Origin of the sequence: Streptomyces sp. NPDC096136, from assembly GCF_044763325.1 — a bacterium.
Lineage (GTDB): Bacteria > Actinomycetota > Actinomycetes > Streptomycetales > Streptomycetaceae > Streptomyces.
Genome location: NZ_JBIWFZ010000006.1, coordinates 305176 through 325499, shown reverse-complemented (window position 1 = coordinate 325499; position 20324 = coordinate 305176). Strand labels below are relative to the sequence as shown.

General features: G+C 72.6%; 20 protein-coding genes. 4 read left to right on the top strand and 16 right to left on the bottom strand.

Features of this window, described 5'->3' with window-relative positions; all coding sequences use genetic code 11:
• Window positions 1-243: 243 nt before the first annotated feature.
• On the bottom strand, window positions 244-864 hold the full coding sequence (locus ACIRBY_RS15985) for an ATP-binding cassette domain-containing protein (RefSeq protein WP_403900999.1): 621 nt from the start codon (window positions 862-864) through the stop codon (window positions 244-246).
• 482 nt (window positions 865-1346) lie between these two features.
• Complete coding sequence (locus tag ACIRBY_RS15980; RefSeq protein ID WP_403900998.1) at window positions 1347-1589, bottom strand: hypothetical protein; 243 nt, start codon at window positions 1587-1589, stop codon at window positions 1347-1349.
• Window positions 1590-2129: 540 nt separating this feature from the next.
• Here ACIRBY_RS15980 and ACIRBY_RS15975 point away from each other — a divergent pair.
• Window positions 2130-2342 (top strand): hypothetical protein, encoded by a 213-nt coding sequence (locus ACIRBY_RS15975; protein WP_403900997.1) that lies wholly within the window; start codon window positions 2130-2132, stop codon window positions 2340-2342.
• Window positions 2343-2530: 188 nt separating this feature from the next.
• Window positions 2531-4000 (top strand): competence protein CoiA family protein, encoded by a 1470-nt coding sequence (locus ACIRBY_RS15970; RefSeq protein ID WP_403900996.1) that lies wholly within the window; start codon window positions 2531-2533, stop codon window positions 3998-4000.
• 331 nt (window positions 4001-4331) lie between these two features.
• Here the strand turns inward: ACIRBY_RS15970 and ACIRBY_RS15965 are convergent, their stop codons facing one another.
• From ACIRBY_RS15965 to ACIRBY_RS15930, 8 genes are all read right to left on the bottom strand, one after another.
• On the bottom strand, window positions 4332-5849 hold the full coding sequence (locus ACIRBY_RS15965; protein ID WP_403900995.1) for a sensor histidine kinase: 1518 nt from the start codon (window positions 5847-5849) through the stop codon (window positions 4332-4334).
• 1 nt (window position 5850) lies between these two features.
• A complete protein-coding gene (locus tag ACIRBY_RS15960; RefSeq protein WP_403900994.1) occupies window positions 5851-6576 on the bottom strand; it encodes a response regulator in 726 nt (241 codons plus the stop codon).
• A gap of 19 nt (window positions 6577-6595) precedes the next feature.
• A complete protein-coding gene (locus ACIRBY_RS15955; RefSeq protein WP_403900993.1) occupies window positions 6596-7441 on the bottom strand; it encodes a hypothetical protein in 846 nt (281 codons plus the stop codon).
• A gap of 32 nt (window positions 7442-7473) precedes the next feature.
• Window positions 7474-8691 carry an ABC transporter permease gene (locus ACIRBY_RS15950; RefSeq protein WP_403900992.1) on the bottom strand — a complete coding sequence of 406 codons (1218 nt, stop codon included), beginning with the start codon at window positions 8689-8691 and terminating at the stop codon, window positions 7474-7476.
• Window positions 8688-9467: an ABC transporter ATP-binding protein gene (locus ACIRBY_RS15945; RefSeq protein WP_403901147.1), complete on the bottom strand. Its 780-nt coding sequence runs from the start codon at window positions 9465-9467 to the stop codon at window positions 8688-8690. Before ACIRBY_RS15945 ends, ACIRBY_RS15950 begins: the two co-directional genes overlap by 4 nt.
• A gap of 95 nt (window positions 9468-9562) precedes the next feature.
• Window positions 9563-10909 (bottom strand): efflux RND transporter periplasmic adaptor subunit, encoded by a 1347-nt coding sequence (locus tag ACIRBY_RS15940; protein WP_403900991.1) that lies wholly within the window; start codon window positions 10907-10909, stop codon window positions 9563-9565.
• Window positions 10910-11097: 188 nt separating this feature from the next.
• Window positions 11098-12468 (bottom strand): histidine-type phosphatase, encoded by a 1371-nt coding sequence (locus tag ACIRBY_RS15935; RefSeq protein WP_403900990.1) that lies wholly within the window; start codon window positions 12466-12468, stop codon window positions 11098-11100.
• 39 nt (window positions 12469-12507) lie between these two features.
• The gene (locus ACIRBY_RS15930) at window positions 12508-12957 is read right to left on the bottom strand and encodes a helix-turn-helix domain-containing protein (RefSeq protein ID WP_403900989.1); all 450 of its coding nucleotides are present in this window, start codon (window positions 12955-12957) and stop codon (window positions 12508-12510) included.
• A gap of 431 nt (window positions 12958-13388) precedes the next feature.
• Here ACIRBY_RS15930 and ACIRBY_RS15925 point away from each other — a divergent pair, with 431 nt between their 5' ends.
• Window positions 13389-14225, top strand: coding sequence for an esterase/lipase family protein (locus ACIRBY_RS15925; RefSeq protein WP_403900988.1), 837 nt, complete (start codon window positions 13389-13391; stop codon window positions 14223-14225).
• A gap of 301 nt (window positions 14226-14526) precedes the next feature.
• The gene (locus tag ACIRBY_RS15920; protein WP_403900987.1) at window positions 14527-14727 is read left to right on the top strand and encodes a hypothetical protein; all 201 of its coding nucleotides are present in this window, start codon (window positions 14527-14529) and stop codon (window positions 14725-14727) included.
• A gap of 266 nt (window positions 14728-14993) precedes the next feature.
• Here the strand turns inward: ACIRBY_RS15920 and ACIRBY_RS15915 are convergent, their stop codons facing one another.
• The 6 genes from ACIRBY_RS15915 to ACIRBY_RS15890 form a co-directional block, all read right to left on the bottom strand.
• Complete coding sequence (locus ACIRBY_RS15915) at window positions 14994-15434, bottom strand: SRPBCC family protein (protein ID WP_403900986.1); 441 nt, start codon at window positions 15432-15434, stop codon at window positions 14994-14996.
• A gap of 311 nt (window positions 15435-15745) precedes the next feature.
• Window positions 15746-16276: a hypothetical protein gene (locus ACIRBY_RS15910; protein ID WP_403900985.1), complete on the bottom strand. Its 531-nt coding sequence runs from the start codon at window positions 16274-16276 to the stop codon at window positions 15746-15748.
• Window positions 16273-17601: a hypothetical protein gene (locus tag ACIRBY_RS15905; protein ID WP_403900984.1), complete on the bottom strand. Its 1329-nt coding sequence runs from the start codon at window positions 17599-17601 to the stop codon at window positions 16273-16275. Before ACIRBY_RS15905 ends, ACIRBY_RS15910 begins: the two co-directional genes overlap by 4 nt.
• Before the next feature lie 137 nt (window positions 17602-17738).
• Window positions 17739-17891, bottom strand: a complete 153-nt coding sequence (locus tag ACIRBY_RS15900) for a hypothetical protein (protein ID WP_390825656.1) — start codon at window positions 17889-17891, stop codon at window positions 17739-17741.
• Window positions 17892-18066: 175 nt separating this feature from the next.
• Window positions 18067-19524, bottom strand: coding sequence for a SulP family inorganic anion transporter (locus tag ACIRBY_RS15895; protein ID WP_403900983.1), 1458 nt, complete (start codon window positions 19522-19524; stop codon window positions 18067-18069).
• A 73-nt stretch (window positions 19525-19597) separates the two neighbouring features.
• A complete protein-coding gene (locus ACIRBY_RS15890) occupies window positions 19598-20191 on the bottom strand; it encodes a carbonic anhydrase (RefSeq protein WP_403900982.1) in 594 nt (197 codons plus the stop codon).
• Window positions 20192-20324 lie beyond the last annotated feature (133 nt).

Here is a 20324-nt window from a genome sequence, read left to right as displayed (position 1 = left end):
TACTTTCGACCATGCAGGCACTGCTTCCCCCGTCCTGTTGGGCCGGCGGCCCCCGCCACCCACTCGACCAGTGCTCGACCAGTGCTTTGCGACTGGCGATCCTCTCAGGAGCGGCTGACACGGGTAAGGGTTCTTCGAGCCATGCCGAGAGCGGCCCCGTTGCACCACCGGCCGCACGAATGAACCGGTGACACAGCCTGTTCCCACCGCGAGCCGCGACTCCACGCCCCGCACGGGACAGACTCAGGAGGCCAGCGCCACTGTGAGCAAGCGCTGGCCATCGAGCCAGGAGCAGCCACGGCCGCGGGGGTGGTGGCGTCGGCCCGGATGACCGGTTCGAAATCGGGGCCGATGTCCGGGTGGACGTGGAGGCGGGCTGCATCGGAGACCGGCAGCGCCAAGGACGCCCGCTTCGCCTGCGGCCTTGCGGACGCAGGCCGTGTTCCGGGGACGGTCGCCGACGCCGATGGCCGCGTTCGCCGCCCCCGCCATCTCCCAGCGCGGGAAGTCCGGTGCCAGCCAACCGACTTCGGCGAGAACCTGGGCGCGGTCGGCCTCACGCAGCTCGACACGCCCGCCCGATTCACCCGCCCACCACCCGTCTCCCCCGGCGGGCAGCAGCAGTCCGGCCAGCACCTTCGTGAGGGTGGTCTTCCCCGATCCATTCGCCCCTACCAGGGCCGTGACCTTCCCCCGCGGCACGCACACGCCCACACCCTTCAGAGAGGGACCGTCGGCACCCGGATGAGTGAACGAGACCGCCTTCGTCCTCACCCCCCGCACCGGCGCGGGCAGTGGGGCACCGGCGAGCGGGATCGTGTTCTCGCCCGCCACCCTTCCCACGCCGACCGACAGCCGCAGCATGCTGCGGGCCGAGTCGGTGCCGAACCGCCCCGCCTCCAAGACGCCGTCGACCGGGCCGACAGCACGGCGCCGGCCCCCGCCGCGACCGCGAGCACCACCGGAGACGGCAGAGCGTCGCGGAGCTTGTCCACGGTCGGACCGTCGGCGAACAACTGCGTGAGAACACCGTTGACGGCCACCAGGCCCCACGCGGCCGTCACGACCCCCATCAGCGCGCGTCGGTCCGCATTCCAGCGCGGTGTGCGGCACCATGGCCACCATGTGCGGGCGGCGCGGCCGCCATGTGCCCGAACTTCAGCCGGGTCAGCGGTCCTTCGTGCCGCACCAAGGACTGGTCGTAGCGCAGCCGGCCCCCGTACAGCTCCCGCTCGGCGTCCGAGATGTGGTCCGCGGCTCCGGCATCGACCCTTGCCGCACAAGGGCACGCGACTCGGGGGCGGTTGGCCGAAACGCCGACGTTCGGGTGCCACGTCGGTCGGCTGTCAGCCAGCGCCCGTCGCCGGGGCTTCGCCCTGTCCGCCCGGGGTGGACGGCAGGCCCAGGCGCAGTGTCATGACCGCGCGGTCGGTCAGCCCCGGTTCGTGGGCTTCCTGGCGGCAGTCGCAGACCAGGACGCGGTCGGCGTGGGGGGTGGAGACGAAGAGGTGGTCGAAGCGGAAGCCGTCCGCCCGTGTGCCCGAACCAGGAGTGGGCGACCTCTTCAGGGCGGATGTGCCGGAAGCCATCGGTGAGGTCGGCGGCATGGAAGGACGCGGAAGCTGGTGCTTGCGCTCGATGACATTGACGTCCCCCGCCACGATGAAACGGTTGCGGCGTCGGCAAAGGCGCTCAGGCTGCCAGTGAACGAGCTTCTGGCATTGCCGCGGGCCACGAAGCAGCGGCCGGGCGCGGCTGCCAGGGACGCTGAGCCGGCCGCAGACGAGCCGGGGCCGGGCAGTGGGGACCGTACGAGGTTCGACCCGACCCGCGCCGAGGCCGCGCTGGCGGAACGGGGCCGGGTCGGACCACGGACAGTGGTGTGGCTGAACAAGGCCCAGCACGCCCCATGCTGCCATCGCCACCCGCGGGACCGGTGTGCTGCAGGAACAGGGGAGTCCAAGCTGCGCTGGGACGGGCTGTCGACGAAAAGGAGCGCCAAGCCCTCCTCACACTCCTGGAGCCCGCGCAAGCCGGGACGTGATCCGCATGCACAGGCCCTGACCCGGCCCTCGGCGCGAAGCGATCAGCTGCCGTTCACTACTGCCATACAGGGGAAGGATGTGGACATGACACTAGTCAAAAAGGGATCGCGGCTCATCACGGTGGACGGCACCACCTATCGGTGGCGACTCCGCGGACGGCCGACCTACGACCAGGGCCTGGTCGTGTCACCCCTTGCCTATGCGGTCGAACGACCCAGAGACGGGGGTGGAGAGGCCCGCGACGAAACCATCGATTACCAGGGCGCACATACAGTATTGATGATCTTCGCGCGCTGATCTGTTGACCTGATTGCCGAGCAGGTATGGCGTCTTCACCGGCTGAGTGAGGCGCTGCACCCGGAGCCTCGCCCACACGGGGTTCGTCCGCCCGACTTCGCGCGGGGCCGTTGTCAGTGCTGCCCGCTATCTCGTGCCTGTCGGATTGGCCGCCCTGGGCGCAGGATCGTACAGGAGACGCGATTTTCATGCCTTTCACCGCCCTTCACCCCGAGGTGGGTCGCATCGACTCCACCCAGCCCGACCTGGGAGCCGGCCTGGCCTGGTCCCAGGTCCACAAGGTCTCCCCCCGTATCGCCCTCACCTGCCCCGAGTGCACCTGGGGCGTGCACGCCAAGCACTCGCCGAACCGCGTGCGCTTCTTCTGCCACGACGCGGGCCGGCCGCCGGAGTGCTCTCTGGCGAACGAGTCCTGGGAGCACCACATGCTCAAGCTCGAGATGGCGGGGGCCATCCGCGCGGCCGGATGGTTCGCCGAACTCGAGGTCGCGGCCGCCGACGGTTCGTGGCGGGCCGACGTGATGGCGACCTCGCCCGACGGGAGACAGCGGATCGCCTGGGAGGCGCAGCTGTCCCCGATCACGGTGGAGGACATCCAGGCCCGCACAGACCGGTACGCGGCCGAAGACATCGCCGTGTGCTGGGTCTCCCCGCACAAGCGGCCGCCTGTGTGGCTGGGGGCCGTGCCTTCCATCCGTGTGCGTGTACCCGAACAGGCCGATGCCCCGTGGGTCGTGGACGACGGCCTCGGCAGCTTTTCCTCCGGCACGTGGTCTTTCCAGGAAGCCGAGCTCAGCCGGTTCACCCAGTGGGTGCTGCACGGCCGGCTGAGCTCCTGCCCGAGCCTGTCGGCTCGGCGCGAGGTGATGCGGCTCGTCGACGGGGAGCACCGATGGTTCCAACGCAGTGTGTGGTGGACCTCCCGCCGGTCCGCCGAGGCACAGAGCGCCCACCAGCAGGAGCGGCTCCGCCGTGCGGAAGCCGCAAGGAAGCGGGAGGAAGCTGCGCGTCAGCGGGCTGAGGAGGCGCGGCGGCTCGAGGTCCAGAGGAAGGAGCGGGAGGCTGCTGCGCGGGCTCGTCGCGAGCGGTGGTTGGCGACGCCGGCGGGTCAGAAGGCCCAGCAGAGGCAGTTGGAGCTCCGCAGGCTGAAGGACGCCAAGGTGGTCGAGCAGAGGGCCGCCGCGCGTCGGCTGCCGGCCCAGGAGGCCGACGAGCGGGGCCGGCGCCGGGCCGAAGCCCGGGAGCGTCGAGCCATGGAGCTCGCAGCGGAGCAGGAACGCGAAGTCCGGCGGCAGCTCACCCGGCAAGAGCTGGAGCAGCAGGCCCCGGCCCTGGGCGAGGCCTGGTGGGCGCGGCTGTCCCGGGAAGAGGCGAAAGAACTGTTCAGGGCTGCCTTCGATGCGGCGTGGAGGCTGGAGGGGATCCGCGTGCGTATTCCTCCTGGTGGGGGCGCCGCGCCGAGCTTCGCATACGGAGTGCCGGTACACGCCTTCAACCGCCTGTACGGGATCGTGCGGCCCTGCCCTGCGTTGGTCCCCCTCGCCCCTCAGCTGGTCTACCACCAGGTCTTCGCACGCGACGCAACGGAGGTCGAGGCCTTGGAGGCCAACGGCCTGCGGCCCGAGCGAGTGACCTGCCTTGATCTTGCCCTGCGCTGAGCGAGGCCGCTGCTCCGCGCTTCCATCCGCAACGGCCGTCCGTCTCGGTTCTACCGGCTCACCCGGGCCCAGCACTTGAGAGAGCCAGCGGAGTCACCCCAACGGACCTAGCGGCCGATGACGTTCATCAGGACGATCGCCGTGACGTCCGCGAGGATGACGGCGACGGCGCCGATGATCATGGCCCAGGCGCGGGCCGATTCGTCCAGGTCCACGTGGCCTCCCGTCCGTGGTGGCGGGCGGCCGGGTGCGGGCCCGGTGCCCTTCCGCCATGGTGGCCCGGCCGGCCGCGGCACACACCTCGGGGAAGGCCAGGACGGGCGGCGCGGCCCTATCCGGAGCGTGGCAGCCGGACCCGGAACAGCGCGCCCCGGCCCGGCTCCGTCTCCAGTTCCAGCTCGCCGCCGTGCGCCCGGACGAGCGCGGAGGCGATGGCCAGGCCCAGGCCGGCCCCGCCGCCGGCCTGCCGGCTGCGGGAGGCGTCCACCCGGTAGAAGCGCTCGAACACCCGCGCCGCCTGCTCCGGGGTCAGCCCCGGCCCGTGGTCCGCGACCTCGATGACCGGGCGGCCGTCCGTCCTGCCCACCCCGATGCGTACGGGTGAGCCCTGCGGGGTGTGGGCGACGGCGTTGCCGACCAGGTTCGCCACGACCTGGCGCAGCCGCGCCTCGTCGCCCTCCACCGGCGCGGGCCCCGGCGGGCCGTGGCCGTCCGGGCCGGTCAGCGTCACCTCGCGGGCCGGGTCCAGGGCCCGGGTGTCGTGCAGGGCGTCCACGGCCAGGGTGCGCAGGTCCATCGGGGCCAGTTCCAGGGGGCGCTGCTCGTCCATGCGGACCAGGGTGAGGAGGTCCTCCACCAGCCCGCCGAGGCGTACCGCCTCGCTCTCGATGCGGGCCATGGTCCGTCTGACGTCCGCCTCCTCGGTGAGGGCTCCCATGCGGTACAGCTCGGCGAAGCCGCGGATCCCGGCCAGCGGGGTGCGCAGTTCGTGGCCGGCGTCGGCGACGAAGCGCCGCATCCGGCTCTCCGACGCGGTGCGGGCCGCGAACGCCGCCTCGATCTGCGCGAGCATGACGTTGAGGGCAGTGCTCAGCCGGCCGGTCTCGGTCCGGGGCGAGCCGCCGGGGATGCGGTGCGAGAGGGGCCGCCCGGCGGAGATCTCCGCCGCGGTCTCCTCGATGCGCCGCAGCGGCCGCAGGCCGGCCCGCACGGCGAACCATCCGGCCACCGCCAGCAGCAGCGACACCGCGACGCCGATGATCCGGAAGGCCGTCGCCAGGCTGTCGAGCGTGGAGGCCACGTCGTCCAGCGGGGCCGCGACCACCACCCCCGCGGGCAGCTGCGGATCGTCTCCGTCCACCGGCACGATCAGCACCCACCAGGTCCCGTGGCCGTGGTCGCTCGGCACCTCGAACGGCTTCCCGAGCCGGGCGCGCAGTCCTGCCGCGTCCATCGCGGGCCACAGCGGGTCCGGGTCCCCGGCCGTGAGGGGCTGGCGCAGCGGCTGCGACACGGTGCCGTCCTCCGCGGCGAAGGCCATCACGTACTGGCTCGGCAGCCAGGCCCGGCCGCTGCCCGAGCGGCCGGCGTGCGGCTGGGGGATGCCCTCGGTCCGCACCCGGTGGGCCATCGAGTCGCCGAACCTCTGCAGCTGCTGGTCCACCCGCCCCACCAGCCGGGCGCGCACGGAGGCGAGGACGACCGTGTCGCTGACGGTCAGCCCCAGCGCGACCAGGACCATCGACAGCGCCACGAGCCGGGCGCGCAGCGAGAGGCCGGCGAGCGGGCGGACGAACCGCCGCAGCCGCGGCAGGACCCGGCGCGGCCGTCCCGGAACGTGCTCCGCCATGTCAGCCCTGGGGGCGGCGCAGGACGTACCCGATGCCGCGTACGGTGTGGATCAGCTTGGCGGAGCCCTCCGCCCCCGGGTCCACCTTGCGGCGCAGGTACGAGATGTACGACTCGACGATGCTGAGGTCCCCGCCGAAGTCGTACGCCCACACGTGGTCCAGGATCTGCGTCTTGGAGACCACCCGGTCGGCGTGGGCCATGAGGTACGCGAGCAGCTTGAACTCGGTCGGGGAGAGGGACACGGGCCTTCCGCCGCGCAGCACCTGGTGCCCCACCGGGTCCAGTTCGAGGTCGCCCGCCCTCAGCCGCCCGTCGCCGCCCGCGGCCCCGGTGCGGCGCAGGATCGCGCGGATCCGCGCGATCAGCTCCTCGAGGCTGAACGGTTTGGTGACGTAGTCGTCGCCCCCGGCGGTCAACCCGCTGACCTTGTCGTCCACCCCGTCCTTCGCCGTGAGGAACAGCACCGGGAGGTGGTCGGCGCCCGGCGCGGTACCGGCCACCTCCCGCAGCCGGCGCACGACCGCGAACCCGCTGATGTCGGGCAGCATCACGTCCAGCACCACCAGGTCGGGCCGCTCCTCGGCGACCGCCGCGAGGGCGTCGGCACCGCTGGCCGCCGAGGTGACCCGGAATCCGACGAAGCGCAGGGAGGCCGACAGGAGCTCCCTGATGTTCGGTTCGTCGTCGACGACCAGCAGGCTCGCCTCGGGCCCGGCCGTGTCCATGCGGTCCTCCCTCTCGGGCTCAGCCCCGGCCGCCGCCCGCGAAGCCGCCGGCGAAGCCACCCGCGCCTCCTTCGGCGACGGTGGTGGCGGCGACGTCGCCGGAGGCGTCCTTGGTGCCGCGGACGGTCACGGTCTGACCCGGCTGGAGGTCGGACACCTTGCCGCTCTTGGCCTGGGTGATCCGGGTGTCGGTGTTCGTGGTGATCTTGACGACCCCGCCCTGTGCGTCGGTGACGTACAGGGTGGTGCCGTCGACGAGCTTCACCGTACCGGTGGTCAGACCGGCGCCGCCGCCCGGGCCGCCCGTCCCCTCGCCGAACCCCTGCCGGGGGCCGCGCGGTCCGGCTCCGGTGCCGTCTCCCGACCGGTTCTGGCCCGCGGCTCCCTGGCCCGCCGAGCCCGCGCCCGTCCGCTGGCCGCCGCCACCGGGCGCGGGCGCTCCCGTACGCCCCTGGCCCGCGGCCCCCGAGGCGAAGGCGCGGCCCCCGGAGCCCGGCCCGGCGGAGCCCTGCAGGTGGCCCTTCTCCACCAGGACGCCCCCGGTGAAGGCGAGTCCGGCCACCACGCCGCCCGACAGCAGGAGCGTCAGCCAGGGCATCCGCGCCCGGGGCGGAGCGGCGAGTTCGGCCGAGATGTCCCGGGTGTCCGGGGGTTCGGCGAGGATCCCCTCGGGATCCTCCGCGGTGCGGGGCTCCCCGCCCCCGGCCCGCGGGTCCCGGTCCTGCTCCGGGTCCCGGTCCGGGCCGTGGTCCGGGTCCGGGGCGGGGTCGGCGCTCGCCGAGGCGGTGAACACCTCCGCGAACGGGAAGAACTCCTCCCGGGCCGCCTCGTGCTGCTTCTCCGGTTCGGTGCGGCGTCGTGCCATGTCAGCTTCTCCCTGTTCCTGCGTGTGCCGGCTCACTCGTGCCGCAGTGCTTCGATGGGCCGCAGGCTCGCGGCCCGGTTGGCGGGGTAGCCGCCGAAGAACAGCCCGATCGCCACGGCGATGGCGAAGGCGCCGACGACCGACTCCGGAATGACGACCGGCTTGATGCCGACGATCGTGAAGTGCGAGCCGATCAGTCCGGCCGCGACGCCGAGCCCGCCGCCGATCAGCGAGAGCAGCGTCGACTCGGCGAGGAACTGGCCGAGGATGACCCCGCGGGGCGCGCCGATCGCCTTGCGGATGCCGATCTCGCGGGTCCGCTCGGTCACCGTGACGAGCATGATGTTGGTGATGCCGATGCCCCCGACCAGCAGGGAGATCGCGGCGACGGCGCCGAGCAGCACCGTGAACGTCTTGTTCGTCGACGCCTGGGCGGTCAGCAGGGACGCCTGGCTGGACACCCGGAAGTCCGGGGCGGCGGGATCCTTGATGCCGTGCTGCCCCATCAGGACCGTGGTGATCTCGTTCTGCGCGTCGGCGGTCGCGTCCGCGGACGTGGCCTCCACCAGGATCTGCCCGAGGGAGCCGAACCCCGTGAAGGCGTTCTGCACGGTCGGCAGCGGCGCGACCACCACGTCGTCCGGGTCCTGGAACCCGGTCCCGCCCTTGGCGGCGAGGACCCCCACCACGGTGAACGGAGTGCCGCCGAGGACCACCTTCCGGCCGACCGGGTCCGCCGTCCCGAACAGGTCGGCGGCCGTCGTCGACCCGATCACGGCGACCTTGCGGGAGGCCAGTACGTCGTCGGTGCCGAAGTAGTCGCCCTTGGCCACCTTGCTGTTGGAGGCCTTGAAGTAGGCCGGGTAGGTGCCGACGACCTGGCCGACCGTGTGCGAGGTCCCCTCGTACAGGGCCGTCTGCGCCGTGGTGACCTCGGGCGCCACCGACTCGACGTGCGGGGCCGCCGAAGGATCGGCGAGGGCCCGCGCGTCCGCCACGGTCAGCGGCTTCGTACCGGCGGCCGGGCCGGAGCGCCCGCCGCCGAAGCCCCCGCCGGAGGAGACGGTCAGGGCGTTCGTGCCGAGCCGCTCGATGGACTCCTCCACCGCCTGCGAGGAGCCGTTGCCGACGGCCAGCAGCAGGATCACCGCCGCGACGCCGATCAGCACGCCCAGCATCGTCAGCGCGGAACGCACCTTGTTCGCCGCGAGGCCGCCGAAGGCGAAGCGCAGTGTCTGGAACGGGTTCACCGCGCGCCTCCGGCCACCGGGCGCCGCTCGCGCCTCGCGGGCGGCGGGCCCTCCACGGGCGCCTGCCGGACGTCGTCGACGATCTGCCCGTCCACCAGGCGCAGGACCCGCTTGGCGTGCCGGGCGACCTCGTCCTCGTGGGTGATCAGGACGACGGTGCGGCCCGAGGCGTTGAGCCGGTCCACCAGGGCCAGGACCTCTTCGGTGCTGTGGCTGTCCAGGTTGCCGGTGGGCTCGTCCGCGAGGAGCATGGCGGGCGCGGTCACCAGCGCCCGGGCCACGGCCACGCGCTGCTGCTGGCCGCCGGAGAGCTCGTTGGGCCGGTGGCCCAGCCGGTCCGCCAGGCCCACCAGGGTGAGCGCGGCCTCCGCACGCCGGCGCCGCTCGGCGGCCTTGACCCCCGCGTACGCCAGGGGCAGTTCCACCTGGGCGAGCGCGGTGGTGCGGGGCACCAGGTTGAAGGACTGGAACACGAAGCCGATCTTCCGGTTGCGTACGAGCGACAGCTGGTGCTCGTCCAGGCCGCCGACGTCGATCCCGTCCAGCAGGTAGCGGCCCGAGGTGGGGACGTCCAGGCAGCCGAGGATGTTCATCAGGGTGGACTTGCCCGACCCGGAGCTGCCCATGACGGCGACGAAGTCACCCTGCTCGACCACGAGGTCGACCCCCGGCCGGCGCCCCGTGCCGGGATCGGCCGGCCCGCCGAGGGCGCGTACGGCGGCGTCGCCCTGCCCGTACGTCTTGAGCAGCGCGCGGACCTCGATCACCGGGGGCACCGTCCGGTGCCCGGTCCCGGTCCCGGTCCCGGTCCCGGTCTCCGCCGTCCCGGGCGGACCGGCGGGCCGGGTCCGGCGCGGCCACAGCGGCGGCGTCATCCGCGGCCACCCCCGCCCCCGCCGGTACGCAGCCCGCCGCCGGCGCCGCCCGCCCCGCCGCGGTTGCGGCCGGGTCCGCCGGCGCCGCCGGGGAAGGCTCCGGTCGGGAAGCCGCCGTTGCCGGCCGAGGACACCGTGGCGAGCTGTACCCGCTGTCCCTCGGCCAGTCCGCTGAGGATCTGGTCGCTGCCGTCGCCCTCCAGGCCGACGGTGACCGGGGTGCGCACGGTGGTGCCGTCCGCGGCGACGACGGTGACGGTGCGGTTCGTGCCCGTGCCCGAGACGGCGGTGGTGGGCACGGACAGCGCGCCGGAGGCCTCGCCGACGACGACCTGGATGGCGGTGCTGAGCCCGCTGCGCAGGTCGTCGGTGGGGCTCGTGATGTTCAGCGTGGCCGCGTACTGCACGGCGCTCCCGCCTCCCGCGCCGCCTCCGCCGGAGCCGGAGCCGCTGCTCACGGGGAGCGAACTGACGGACAGGACCTGCGCGTTGAGCGTCCTGCCGGACATCGCGTTGAGGGTGACCGTGGCGGGCTGGCCGGGCCGCAGTCTGAGGGCGTCGGCCTCGGAGAAGTTCGCCGTCACCTGCATGCCCGACGGGTTGGTGAGGACCACGAACCCGGACAGGGAGGCGGAGGCCGCGGAGGCCGAGCCGCTGCCCGACCCCCCGCCGCCGTTGCCGCCGCTGCCGCCGTTGCCGCCGCCGCTCCCGGAGCCGCTCGTGCCCGCGACCGTGTCGCCGGTCTTCGCCGAGACGGAGGCGACCGTACCGGCGGCCGGAGCCTTCAGCACGGTCCCGTCGACGGCGCGCTGGGCGGAGTCCACGGCGTTCTGGGCCTGGGTGAGCTGGGCCCGGGCCTGGGCCAGCTGCGCCGGATCCACGGTGGGCGTGGCCGCCGGCGCGGGTGCCGAGCCCGTGCGCGAGGAGGAGCCGCTGCCCTGCGCGGACGGCACCTGACCGGCCTCGGCCTTGGTCAGGTTCGCCTGTGCCGCGGTGAGCGAGGCCTCCGCCTGGGCCAGGGTCTCCTTCGCGGCGGTCGCGTCGACCTTCCCGAGCACCTGTCCCGCGGTGACCTTGTCCCCCGCCTTGACGTCGACCTCGGTGAGTCGGCCGCCGGTGGTGAAGTTCACCCCGGCGTCGTTGGGCGAACTCAGGGAACCCGACCCGGAAACGGTCGCGAGGACGGTGCCTCGGGTGACGGTGGCGGTCCGCGCACCGCCGCGCGCCGGACCGTCACCGCCACCGGTCACCGCCGCATAGGCGCCGCCGACGCCCGCGAGGACGGCCACGGCGAGCGTCGAGTTGATCAGGACGGCCCTGCGCCGTCGTGGGAGCACCTTCATGGAAGGGGATCCTCGCCTCCCGCACTTTGGAGGTTCTGGGAACTTCCTGGGAGTTCCCTGGGAGCCGAACCCCCGGTCGAAACGGGTTTATACGACCGAACCGGATATATGTCCCGGCCTACGGGCTCCCAGGGGCGACCGGGGCCCTCCCGCTCCCAGACAACTCACAGCCGGCGGCCGGGCGTCGCTCAGGCGTGTGGGAGGCAGTGCTTGAGCTCGTCGAGGTCGTAGAAGTAGCTGCCCTTGGCCACCGGCTTGCATGCCTGCTTGAAGGCCGTCTCCTTCTCGTTGTAGAGCATGCGCACCAGGTAGCGGGCCGGCCGGCCATCGGAGGGCGTGTTCGCGAACAGGTCCCACTGGATGTTCGCCGCCATCGGCGAGACCTCGGCCCCGCGCCACGGGTTGTTCCCGTACGCGTACGGCTGCCCGGGTTCGGCAGGCTCGGTGCTGCCGGGCAGGCCCATCAGCGCGGCGAGCGGCTCGATCTCCTCGGCATGGGTGAAGCGCAGCACCGCGCCGTTGCGGTTGGTACCGGCGGCCTTGGCCTCGGCCTGGGCGAGGAGGTCGTCGAGCAGGACGCCGGCCATCTTGTAGGTGATCGTGCGTCCGCTGAACGCGGGGCCCTTCTCGTAGAACTCCTCCGCGTCGTCGAGGTAGGCGAACCACTGGGCGTCGCGGCGGGTCAGGAACGGGCCGAGGTCCACGTCCGGCGCCTCCACGGCCAGGTCGGGCGCCGCGCTGTAGAGCTGGTACAGCGAACGGGCGAACGAGATCTGCGCCTCGGCGGACGTGGCCGCCACGAAGTCCTCCCGGAACAGGCGCGCGAACACACGGTGCGCCGCCTCCGCGGTGCGCGGGTCACCGTCGATCCCCGTGAGCACCGCGGCGAGCTGCGGATCGCTCTTCACGTACGCCTGGTAGTCGGCGTTCTGCGGCTGCTTGTGGAAGTACAGGAGGTTCTTGTCGGTGACCGGCGCCTTGATCAAGCCCGCCAGCGCCGGCTCCCCGGAGGCCAGAGCGCCGGTGAACGCATCGGCGCTCGCCACCGCACGCGGCACCCCCGACGTCTCCACCGCGATGGACTCGTGCCGGGCGGCGATGCCCGCGACCAGGGTCGGCAGCCGCTGCTCCAGGCGCAGCGCGGTCTGCCGGTGCTCCTCGGCGCCGCGGGCGGAGAGGTTGCCGTAGCCGAGCGCGGAGGCAGCGGCCAGCAGGGACCGCACCTGCGGGCCCAGCCGCGTACCGAGGCCGGTGAGTGCGCCCTGGTCCTGCGCCCTGCCCAGGACGGCGAGCACGGCGTCACCGTCGCCGCTGTCCGTCATGGCGCGCGAGCCGTGGCGGGCCACGTTCTCGGTGAAGACCGGCACGAAGCCCTTCGGTGCGTTCTGGTAGCGGCCGGGCCCGCCCTGCGGGGCGTACGGGGTCTTCGTTCCGTAGACGTCGCGCCCGGCATGCGAGGTGCCGGCCTGCTCCCCGGCGGAGGCGGTGCCTGTGGTGAACAGCACGCCGGCGGCGAGGGAGACGGCCACGGCGGCGGACAAGGGGGCAGTGCGCTTCACGGCGGCCCTTCGGTTCGGGTCGGGCTACCGGTCGGTAGCTCAGGTCTGCCGCAAGGTGCCACGACCAGACCAATCCCTGTCGACATTGTCCCATGGCCCGGGTGAAGTACGCCTGAATACCCACTGGCCCAGCACGTGACAGGGCAGGGGGGAGGCGATGCCGTAGGCCTCGCGGAAGGCGCGGCCGAAGGCGCTGGCACTGGCGAACCCCCAGCGGGCCGCGACCGCTTCGACGGGATGGCTGCTCAGGTGCGCGCTGACGAGGTCCGCGCGGCAGCGCTCGAGCCGTCTCCGCCGGATGCACGCCGCGATGCTGACGGGCGGGTCGCCGAAGAGCGGGTAGAGACTGCACAGGGAGATGCGGTGGTGGGCGGCGACCGCCCGGGGAGTCAGAGCCGGGTCGCCCAGGTTCCGGTCGATGAAGGTGCTGATCCGTTGCAGCATCATCCGGGCGCGGGCTTCGGCCGGAGCGTCCGCCAGGGAGCCCATGTGCTGGGCGATACAGGCGTTCGGTGGGGCATCAGGTCGGTCGACAGCGCGCTCGGGGGCGGAGCAGCCGTCGCCACCCTGGACGACCTCGCCCTGACACGGTGAATCAGCACCTCAGACATTCGAGAGGCCGCAGGTGTCGTCGTTCGCAGGAGCGTCGCGATGTGGGCCTCGGCGCGTGTCGTGGTGCCGTGCGAAGAGTCCGATTCGGCCATCTCGGTCGTACCCCTGTCGATCCGGTCCCTCTTCTTGGATACTGCCGCTATCCAATCGACGAGATGCTTCTGTCAGGGGGACTCGTGAGGCGAGCCGTCTTGCACAAACCCAGCTACGTCACCGCTGTCTGTGCCGCCGCCGCGGCGACGGTCCTGGCCACTTCCACGTCCGCGGCAGCGGAGACCGGACCTGAGCAGGACGATTTCCTTCCCGCCATGGTCCATTCCATCCTTCACCTGGACATCGACCCGCCAGGTGCCAACGACTGGAACTGCCGTCCCGGAGCCGCCCACCCGCGTCCGGTCGTCCTGGTCCACGGGACCTACGAGAACCGCTACAACAACTGGGCCCGGCTGTCCCCCGAGTTGAAGGCCCAGGGCTACTGCGTCTACGCCCTCGACTTCGGTGACACCGACGACGCCGGGGTGGCCGTCGCTCCCACCGTCAAGGGTTACGGGGACATCAGGAAGTCCTCCAAGGAGCTGGCCGCCTTCGTGGACAAGGTGCTCGCCGCCAGCGGCTCCGGCCAGGTGGACGTGGTCGGCCACTCCCAGGGCGGAACCCTGGCCCGCTGGTACCTCAAGGCCGACGCAGGCGCGAACCCGACCGACCCCTCGAAGAACAAGGTCAAGAAGGTCGTCCAACTCGGCGCGACGAACCACGGCACCACCATGAGCGGCATCGAGACCCTCGCCGACAAGCTCCACATGCAGGGGCTCGGGGAGAAGGTCCTCGGGGTGGCAGGCGTCCAGCAGTACGAGAAGTCCGACTTCATCAAGGAGCTCAACGCCGACGGCGACACCGTTCCCGGGGTCGATTACACCGTGATCGCCACGAAGTACGACGAGATCACCACCCCCTGGCAGAGCACGTTCATGACAGCGGGCCCCGGAGCAACGGTGCACAACATCGCCTTGCAGGAGGGCTGCCCCATCGACCTCTCCGCCCACCTGAGCATGTCGTACAGCCCACGGGCGATCGGACTGGTCAAACGGGCCCTCGACCCCTCAGCCCCGGCAGCTCCCTGCGTACCGCGGCTGCCTGCCTTCTGATTCCGGCCTGGAGGTTGTTCAGCGCCCCTTGACATGCGGTGGCGAGCCGGCCTTCGGGTGAGGCGATGGCGCGTTCGGCGAGTCGGGTGCCGGCGCGCCGGACAGGCCGCCGGACAGCACCGGGCACCCCCGAAAGCCCTGGACGAACCCTCCCGACCACGCAGCCCGCACCACCACCGGAGCCGACCTACGTGCCGCCCTCCGCCGCGCCCCTGCACCGTGTGCTCTGCGGCCACGCCGGATCGTGATCATCGCCTCACATCCGGGTTTCGGCACCCTGAGACTGAGCATCAGAAGCACCATGAGCAACGACAACGCATCCAGCTCCGGCCAGTGGTACTTCGACACCCGCACCCAGTCCGTCGCGGAGGAACCCGGGCCCGACCGTCTCGGCCCCTACCCCACCCGGGACGAGGCCGCCTCGGCCATGCGGATCGTGGACGCCCGCAACAAGCGGTGGAGTGAGGACCCGCGCTGGAACGACGACGCGGACGAGGCGTAGGACCGCGGCGGCCGGGGCGCGCACCCGGCCGCCGCCGTCACCGAGGTCGTCCTGCCCGTCCCCGGCACCGCTCACCCTGCTCGGGCAGTTCACACCACAGGCGCCGCGGAACCCGAGCGCGTCGGCCGTGACGCGGACTTGCGAAGGTTCACCCGGACGATGCATCGGTCATCGAAACGGCTGGCACGGCGCTCAGGAGAACGCGGGACCCTTCCCTCGACGTCGGTGGCGTCACGGCCGGCGGGGACCTTTGCTTGCCGGTGGGTTCAGGCCTTCCTGAGCAGCCGGGTCGCCGCGCGGCCGAACACGAGGCGGGCCGTCCGGATCAGGACGCCGTCGAAGAGGCGGGGCAGGAAGCGGATGCGCAGTTCCTCCCGCCACACCACCCGGCTGCGGCCCCCCGGCTCCGGCCGGACCTCGATCTCCGCCCAGCCCAACACGACCCGGCCGCGCTTCTCCAGCCGGCACAGGCCGGGCCTGCCGCCCGCCGGCGGGCGCCAGAGCGTCACCTCCATGACGTCGTCGACGGCCACCGGTCCGACGCCCGACCGGGCCACGAAACGCGTCCCCTCGTGGGTCGGCGGCGCGGTGAGCACCTCGATCCTGGTCAGCGGGACCACGTCGGCGTGGCGGGACCATTCCGTCAGCCTGCGCCACGCCTCCGCGGGGGCGAGCGGGGGCGTGCGTTCGAGGGAAAAGGTGGGCACGGCACGATCGTAGGGAATCGGCGCCGTCCACCAGCACGTTCGCCTCGGGCTCACCTGACCGGACCAGCGGCCCGTCCGCCAGGGGAGCGTCCGGCCGCCCCCGAAGGGCGTGTCCGGAAGGCTTCGCAGACACGGCCGGAACACGGAGATCGGCGAGGCCGCCGGCGCGGCGGCCGCGGTCGCTGACGTGGGCCTCCTGCAGGCCCTCGGCGGCGATGCCGCGCAACCGCTGCTCGCCGGCCCCGGCGTCCTGGGCGTCGAAGAGGCGGCCCGCGTACTCGGGTGGCAGCGCCACGGCCTGGTCGGGTGTGTCAGTTGCCGCCCGCACCGGTCGCGGCCGGCTCCTGGAAGGGTTCGAGGTCCGAGATCTCCGCGAGGGACAGGTGCAGGGCCTCGTGCAGGAAGCGGACGATCGTCCAGTGCGGCAGGATCCCCTCGTCCAGCGGGCCGAATTCCTCGCAGTACAGCGGGATCCAGCGCAGCGCCTCCTCGACGGCCCGCTCCCGGCCGGGGTCGGCCTGGTAGTCCTCGTACCCGATGCTGCGGTGGTGGACGAAGAAGCCCCCCGGAAGGCGTTCCTCGCACAGCGCCCGGTACTCGCGGGTCTGCAGGATGAGGAAGTGCCAGATCTCGTCGATGTCCTGCTCGACCGGGAGGAAGAGCCCGCCCAGGCGGTCCGGGTGTGCGGAGACCAGGTAGAGGTAGCGCATGCATTCCAGCACCTGGCGTTCGGCGTACGGGCGCGGTACGCCGGTGCGGCGCTGCGCGTGGCGGACCGCTTCCTCGTGGAGCGGCTCGCCGAGCAGGGCGCGCAGCGCGTCGGACGTCGTACGGGGACTCATGCGCCTCCTCCCCGGGGGCCCGCGGCCGGCGCTTCCCGGTCGTCCGCCGCTGCGAGCCAGGCGTACTTGCCCGACGCGCCGATCGGCAGGTGGGCGGTGTGCTCGGTGGTGGCGGGCCGTCCGGTGAGGGCGGTGACCGCTGCGGCGAGCGCGGCGTCCCGGCCTTCGGCGGGCGGGCGCCCGTCGAAGGTGGTGTAGCGCAGCCGCGCCGCCGAGCCGGGGCCGCCGTGCGTTTCCAGGCGGTACAGGAACACCTCCGGCGCGGCGGCGGCCACGCGGTCGTCGAGGTCGGCCTGGGCGACGGGCCCGTGCGGGGTCTCCAGCAGCTCCTTCTCACGCCCGCAGAACGCGACGACCTTTGCCGGGTCGGCGCTGCCGTCCGAGGTGCGCACGCAGTCGCCCGAGCGGTAGCGCACCAGGGGCATGTACGGGTTGCGGATGCTGGTGACGATCAGGCTGTGGATGCCGCTGCCGGGGGCCACGGGGACGAGCTCGATGCCCATGCGGTCCAGGTACGGGTGGTAGCGGCCGTCCCGGTCGCCGTAGTAGAGGTAGCCCAGCTCGGTGCTGCCGAAGAGGTCGATCACCGGTACGCCGAACCGCCGGGTGAGGTAGCGGCGGACGTTGGCCGGGGTGTACTCGTACGCGGTGACGATGCTGGCGGGCTGCGGGAACGCCTCGGAGCCCCACAGACCGAACTGCTCGGCCCGGCGCACCAGGTGGGCGAGGTGGTAGCCGGAGCAGTCCAGGTGGTAGGCGCCGTCGGGGTGCGCGGCGGAGGCCTCGCGGATCTCGGCCAGCATGCGCTCGATGTCGGCGCGGTCCCACTGCCCCGGGTCCAGGCGCAGGTTGAGGTACAGCGTGCGCTCGTCGAGCCGGCGGTCCTCCAGCGTCGGGGCGGCGGCCGGTTCGGTGCCGTTGCGGCGGGCGTTGACGCGCGCCACGTGCTCGGTGGCGAGCACGGTCGTCAGCGAGACCCGCCGGCAGCCGCCCGCCCAGGTCTTCGCCAGGTCCGGGTGCTCGCTCCACAGCCGGTAGTAGGAGCGCAGCAGGAAGTACGGGGGCCGGATGAGCTGCATCCGGGCGTGGTGGGTGCCGGTCGACCAGACGTACTCGGCTTCGCCGGCGGCCAGTGCCGCGGCCAGGCGCGGGGTCATCCAGTTGTCCGGGAAGCCCCGCGCGATCTCGGGCTTCTCCAGGATGGGGAACGCGTCCCGGTCGAGCGCGGGGCGGTAGACGGGGATGTCCCGGATGCAGTCGAGGACGTCGGCGACCCGCAGGCCGTCCGACTGGGGGATGCCGGTCGGGGTGGTTGTGCCGTCCATGGCCACTTTCCGTAGCGGGGCAGAGGGGATGGGGCCGCCCGGGGCGGGGCCCTGGGGGCGGGCGGAGGGGAACGTGGTCCCGTCTCCGCCCGTCCCCGAAGGCCCCGTACCCCGGACGGTCGGGCCTGACCGGTGCGTCAGGAGATGCAGCCGCTCTTGCCGGCGAGGCTGATGCAGCCCTCCTTGGGCGAGGCGCTGATGCAGCCGTCCTTCGCGGCCTGCGTCGAGTTGGCCTCGACCCAGCGGCGCCAGACGTCGTCCTGCGTCATGGTGCGGATGAGCTTCTCCACGGCGATACCTCCAGTGATCGGAACAGCGCGGCATCGGTGTTTTCCACCGCTCCACAAGGGTAAAGAGAACCCCAAGGGAGGGTCAATGAAAAACCAAGGGATGGCGGGTAATCGCAGGAGGTGGGCCGAAACCGGCACGGCGGGCCGCAGCGTGTCCGCAGGGCCGGACCGGTGCTCAGAGTTTCGCCGGAACCCCGATGGTGGCCCCGTGCTGCTGCGCCCAGCCCTCGAGGGTGGTGCGGCAGGCGTGGTCCAGGTGGCGGAGCCCGGAGAGGTCGAGCTCCACGGGGCGGCCGCAGGGCAGGGCTTCGAGGGTCTCGAGCATCCGGGGCAGCCGCAGGAAGGTGGCGGAACCGCTGAGGGTGACGAGGAACCGGCCGTCCGTCGTCTCGTGCACGTCGAGGTGGACGTGCGAGGTCTCCCAGGCGCTCTTGGCCACGGCCAGGGCGATGCCGAGCAGGACGCCCTCGAACATGTTCGTCACGATGATGGCGATCGCGGTGGCGGCCAGGACGAGGGCCTCGCCGCGGTGGGAGCGCCACAGGGGGAGCAGGTCCTTGACGGGGATGAGCTTGCAGCCCGCGTGGACGAGGACGCCGGCGAGGGCGGCCAGGGGGATGACGCCGATCGCGGCCGGCAGGAGGGCGGCGAAGAGCACGAGCCACAGCCCGTGCAGGACGCGGGAGAGCTTGGTCCTCGCTCCGGCCTGGACGTTGGCCGCGCTGCGCACGATGACGGCGGTCAGGGGCAGGGCGCCGAGCACGCCGCAGATGGCGTTGCCCGCGCCCTGCGCCATCAGCTCCTTGTCGAAGTCGGTCCGCGGGCCGTCGTGCATGCGGTCGACGGCGGCGGCGCTGAAGAGGCTTTCGGCCGAGGCGATCAGGGCGAAGGCGATGATCGTGCCGACGGCCGCGAGGCTGCCCAGCGAGGCGAAGTCCGACATCCCCGGCGGCTGGATGGCGGCGAGGAGCCCCTGCACGTCGACGCGGGGGACCGACCAGCCCGCCGCGGCGGTGACCGCGGTGGCGAGCGCGACCGCGGCCAGTGGGGCGGGCACCGCCTGGACCTTGACCGGGAGCCTCTTCCACAGGACGAGGACGGCGATGGTGGCCGCACCGACGCCGAAGGAGGTCAGGACGGCGCCGGTCGAGGCGATCTCGGCGGCCAGCCGCGGAATCCCCGCGATCTTGCCGAGTCCGGAGCGGGGCTGCTCGACGCCGGCCATGGTGTAGAGCTGCCCGAAGATCAGGACGAGTCCGATCCCCGCGAGCATGCCCTGGACGACCGCCACCGTGATCGCACGGAAGAACCGGCCGAACCGGAGTGCCCCCATCACGAGTTGGAGCAGCCCGGAGAGGAGGACGACGGCTCCCAGGGCGCCGAGGCCGAACTCCTGCACGGCTTCGAAGACCAGTACGGTCAGGCCCGCGGCCGGGCCGCTGACCTGGAGGCTGCTGCCGGGCAGGCAGCCGACGACGAGACCGCCGACGATCCCGGTGACCAGTCCGAGTTCGGCGGGTACCCCGGAGGCCACGGCGACTCCGACGCACAGGGGCAGGGCGACCAGGAAGACGACGAGCGAGGCCAGCAGGTCTCGTCGCAGATGGGCGGGGTTCTTGAGGGTGGAGAGCATCAGTGGACTTCCTCGCACGGCGGAAGCGGAAGGGGAGGGCGGGAAGGCGGCCCGTGGGGAGGGCGGATGAGGATCACAGCGGCCGGAAGGAGGTGGCGGCCGACCGGTACGCCTGCACGGCCCCGGTGTGGACCTCGTAGTACCAGGCGTGCACCGCCAAGGTCCCGGCCTCCACCCGTTCCGCCACACAGGGGTGCTCGTACAGCCGCTCCAGCTGGGCGACCGCGTGGCGCTGCACGGCCTCGGCGAGGTCCGGGGAGAGCGGCGCCGTCGTCTCCGGCCGGCCGGCCGCGTGCTCCAACCAGTCCCGGACGGCGGGCAGGCCGGAGAGGTCGCCGCCGCTCACCAGGGCGTTGACGGCCCCGCAGTGCGAATGCCCGCACACGATGACGTCGCGGACCCCCAGCACCCGTACCGCGTACTCGATGGTGGCCGTTTCGGCAGAGGGAAGGCTGCCGCTGTACGCGGGGACGATGTTGCCCGCCGTCCGCAGCTCGAACAGCTCACCCGGACGGGCGCCGGTGATCAGGGACGGGACGACTCGGGAGTCGGAACAGGTGATGAAGAGGACTTCGGGGCTCTGCCCGGCCTCGAGGGCGTGGAACTCCTGGGCACGTTCTGCCACGTGGGCCGTGAAGGAGCGTGCGTTGTCAACCAGGGACTTCATGGTGGCCTTTCTCCTGCGCCCACAACGGCATGCGGGACGGGCGCGGTGTGTTCAGGTCATCAGTCGATGGGGTGGATCGGCGCGCCCCAGGGGCATGACGCCGGTGTTCGCGTGTCTCCGCCCACGCCATGAG

What these genes read in the sequence shown, in the direction of transcription:
- ACIRBY_RS15920 (WP_403900987.1), top strand. Translation starts at nt 14,527, where the DNA reads ATGAGCAACGACAACGCATCCAGCTCCGGCCAGTGGTACTTCGACACC.
- ACIRBY_RS15895 (WP_403900983.1), bottom strand. Translation starts at nt 19,524, where the DNA reads ATGCTCTCCACCCTCAAGAACCCCGCCCATCTGCGACGAGACCTGCTG.
- ACIRBY_RS15975 (WP_403900997.1), top strand. Translation starts at nt 2,130, where the DNA reads ATGACACTAGTCAAAAAGGGATCGCGGCTCATCACGGTGGACGGCACC.
- ACIRBY_RS15970 (WP_403900996.1), top strand. Translation starts at nt 2,531, where the DNA reads ATGCCTTTCACCGCCCTTCACCCCGAGGTGGGTCGCATCGACTCCACC.
- ACIRBY_RS15930 (WP_403900989.1), bottom strand. Translation starts at nt 12,957, where the DNA reads ATGGGCTCCCTGGCGGACGCTCCGGCCGAAGCCCGCGCCCGGATGATG.
- ACIRBY_RS15980 (WP_403900998.1), bottom strand. Translation starts at nt 1,589, where the DNA reads ATGGCTTCCGGCACATCCGCCCTGAAGAGGTCGCCCACTCCTGGTTCG.
- ACIRBY_RS15890 (WP_403900982.1), bottom strand. Translation starts at nt 20,191, where the DNA reads ATGAAGTCCCTGGTTGACAACGCACGCTCCTTCACGGCCCACGTGGCA.
- ACIRBY_RS15925 (WP_403900988.1), top strand. Translation starts at nt 13,389, where the DNA reads ATGGTCCATTCCATCCTTCACCTGGACATCGACCCGCCAGGTGCCAAC.
- ACIRBY_RS15940 (WP_403900991.1), bottom strand. Translation starts at nt 10,909, where the DNA reads ATGAAGGTGCTCCCACGACGGCGCAGGGCCGTCCTGATCAACTCGACG.
- ACIRBY_RS15960 (WP_403900994.1), bottom strand. Translation starts at nt 6,576, where the DNA reads ATGGACACGGCCGGGCCCGAGGCGAGCCTGCTGGTCGTCGACGACGAA.
- ACIRBY_RS15965 (WP_403900995.1), bottom strand. Translation starts at nt 5,849, where the DNA reads ATGGCGGAGCACGTTCCGGGACGGCCGCGCCGGGTCCTGCCGCGGCTG.
- ACIRBY_RS15955 (WP_403900993.1), bottom strand. Translation starts at nt 7,441, where the DNA reads ATGGCACGACGCCGCACCGAACCGGAGAAGCAGCACGAGGCGGCCCGG.
- ACIRBY_RS15910 (WP_403900985.1), bottom strand. Translation starts at nt 16,276, where the DNA reads ATGAGTCCCCGTACGACGTCCGACGCGCTGCGCGCCCTGCTCGGCGAG.
- ACIRBY_RS15905 (WP_403900984.1), bottom strand. Translation starts at nt 17,601, where the DNA reads ATGGACGGCACAACCACCCCGACCGGCATCCCCCAGTCGGACGGCCTG.
- ACIRBY_RS15985 (WP_403900999.1), bottom strand. Translation starts at nt 864, where the DNA reads ATGCTGCGGCTGTCGGTCGGCGTGGGAAGGGTGGCGGGCGAGAACACG.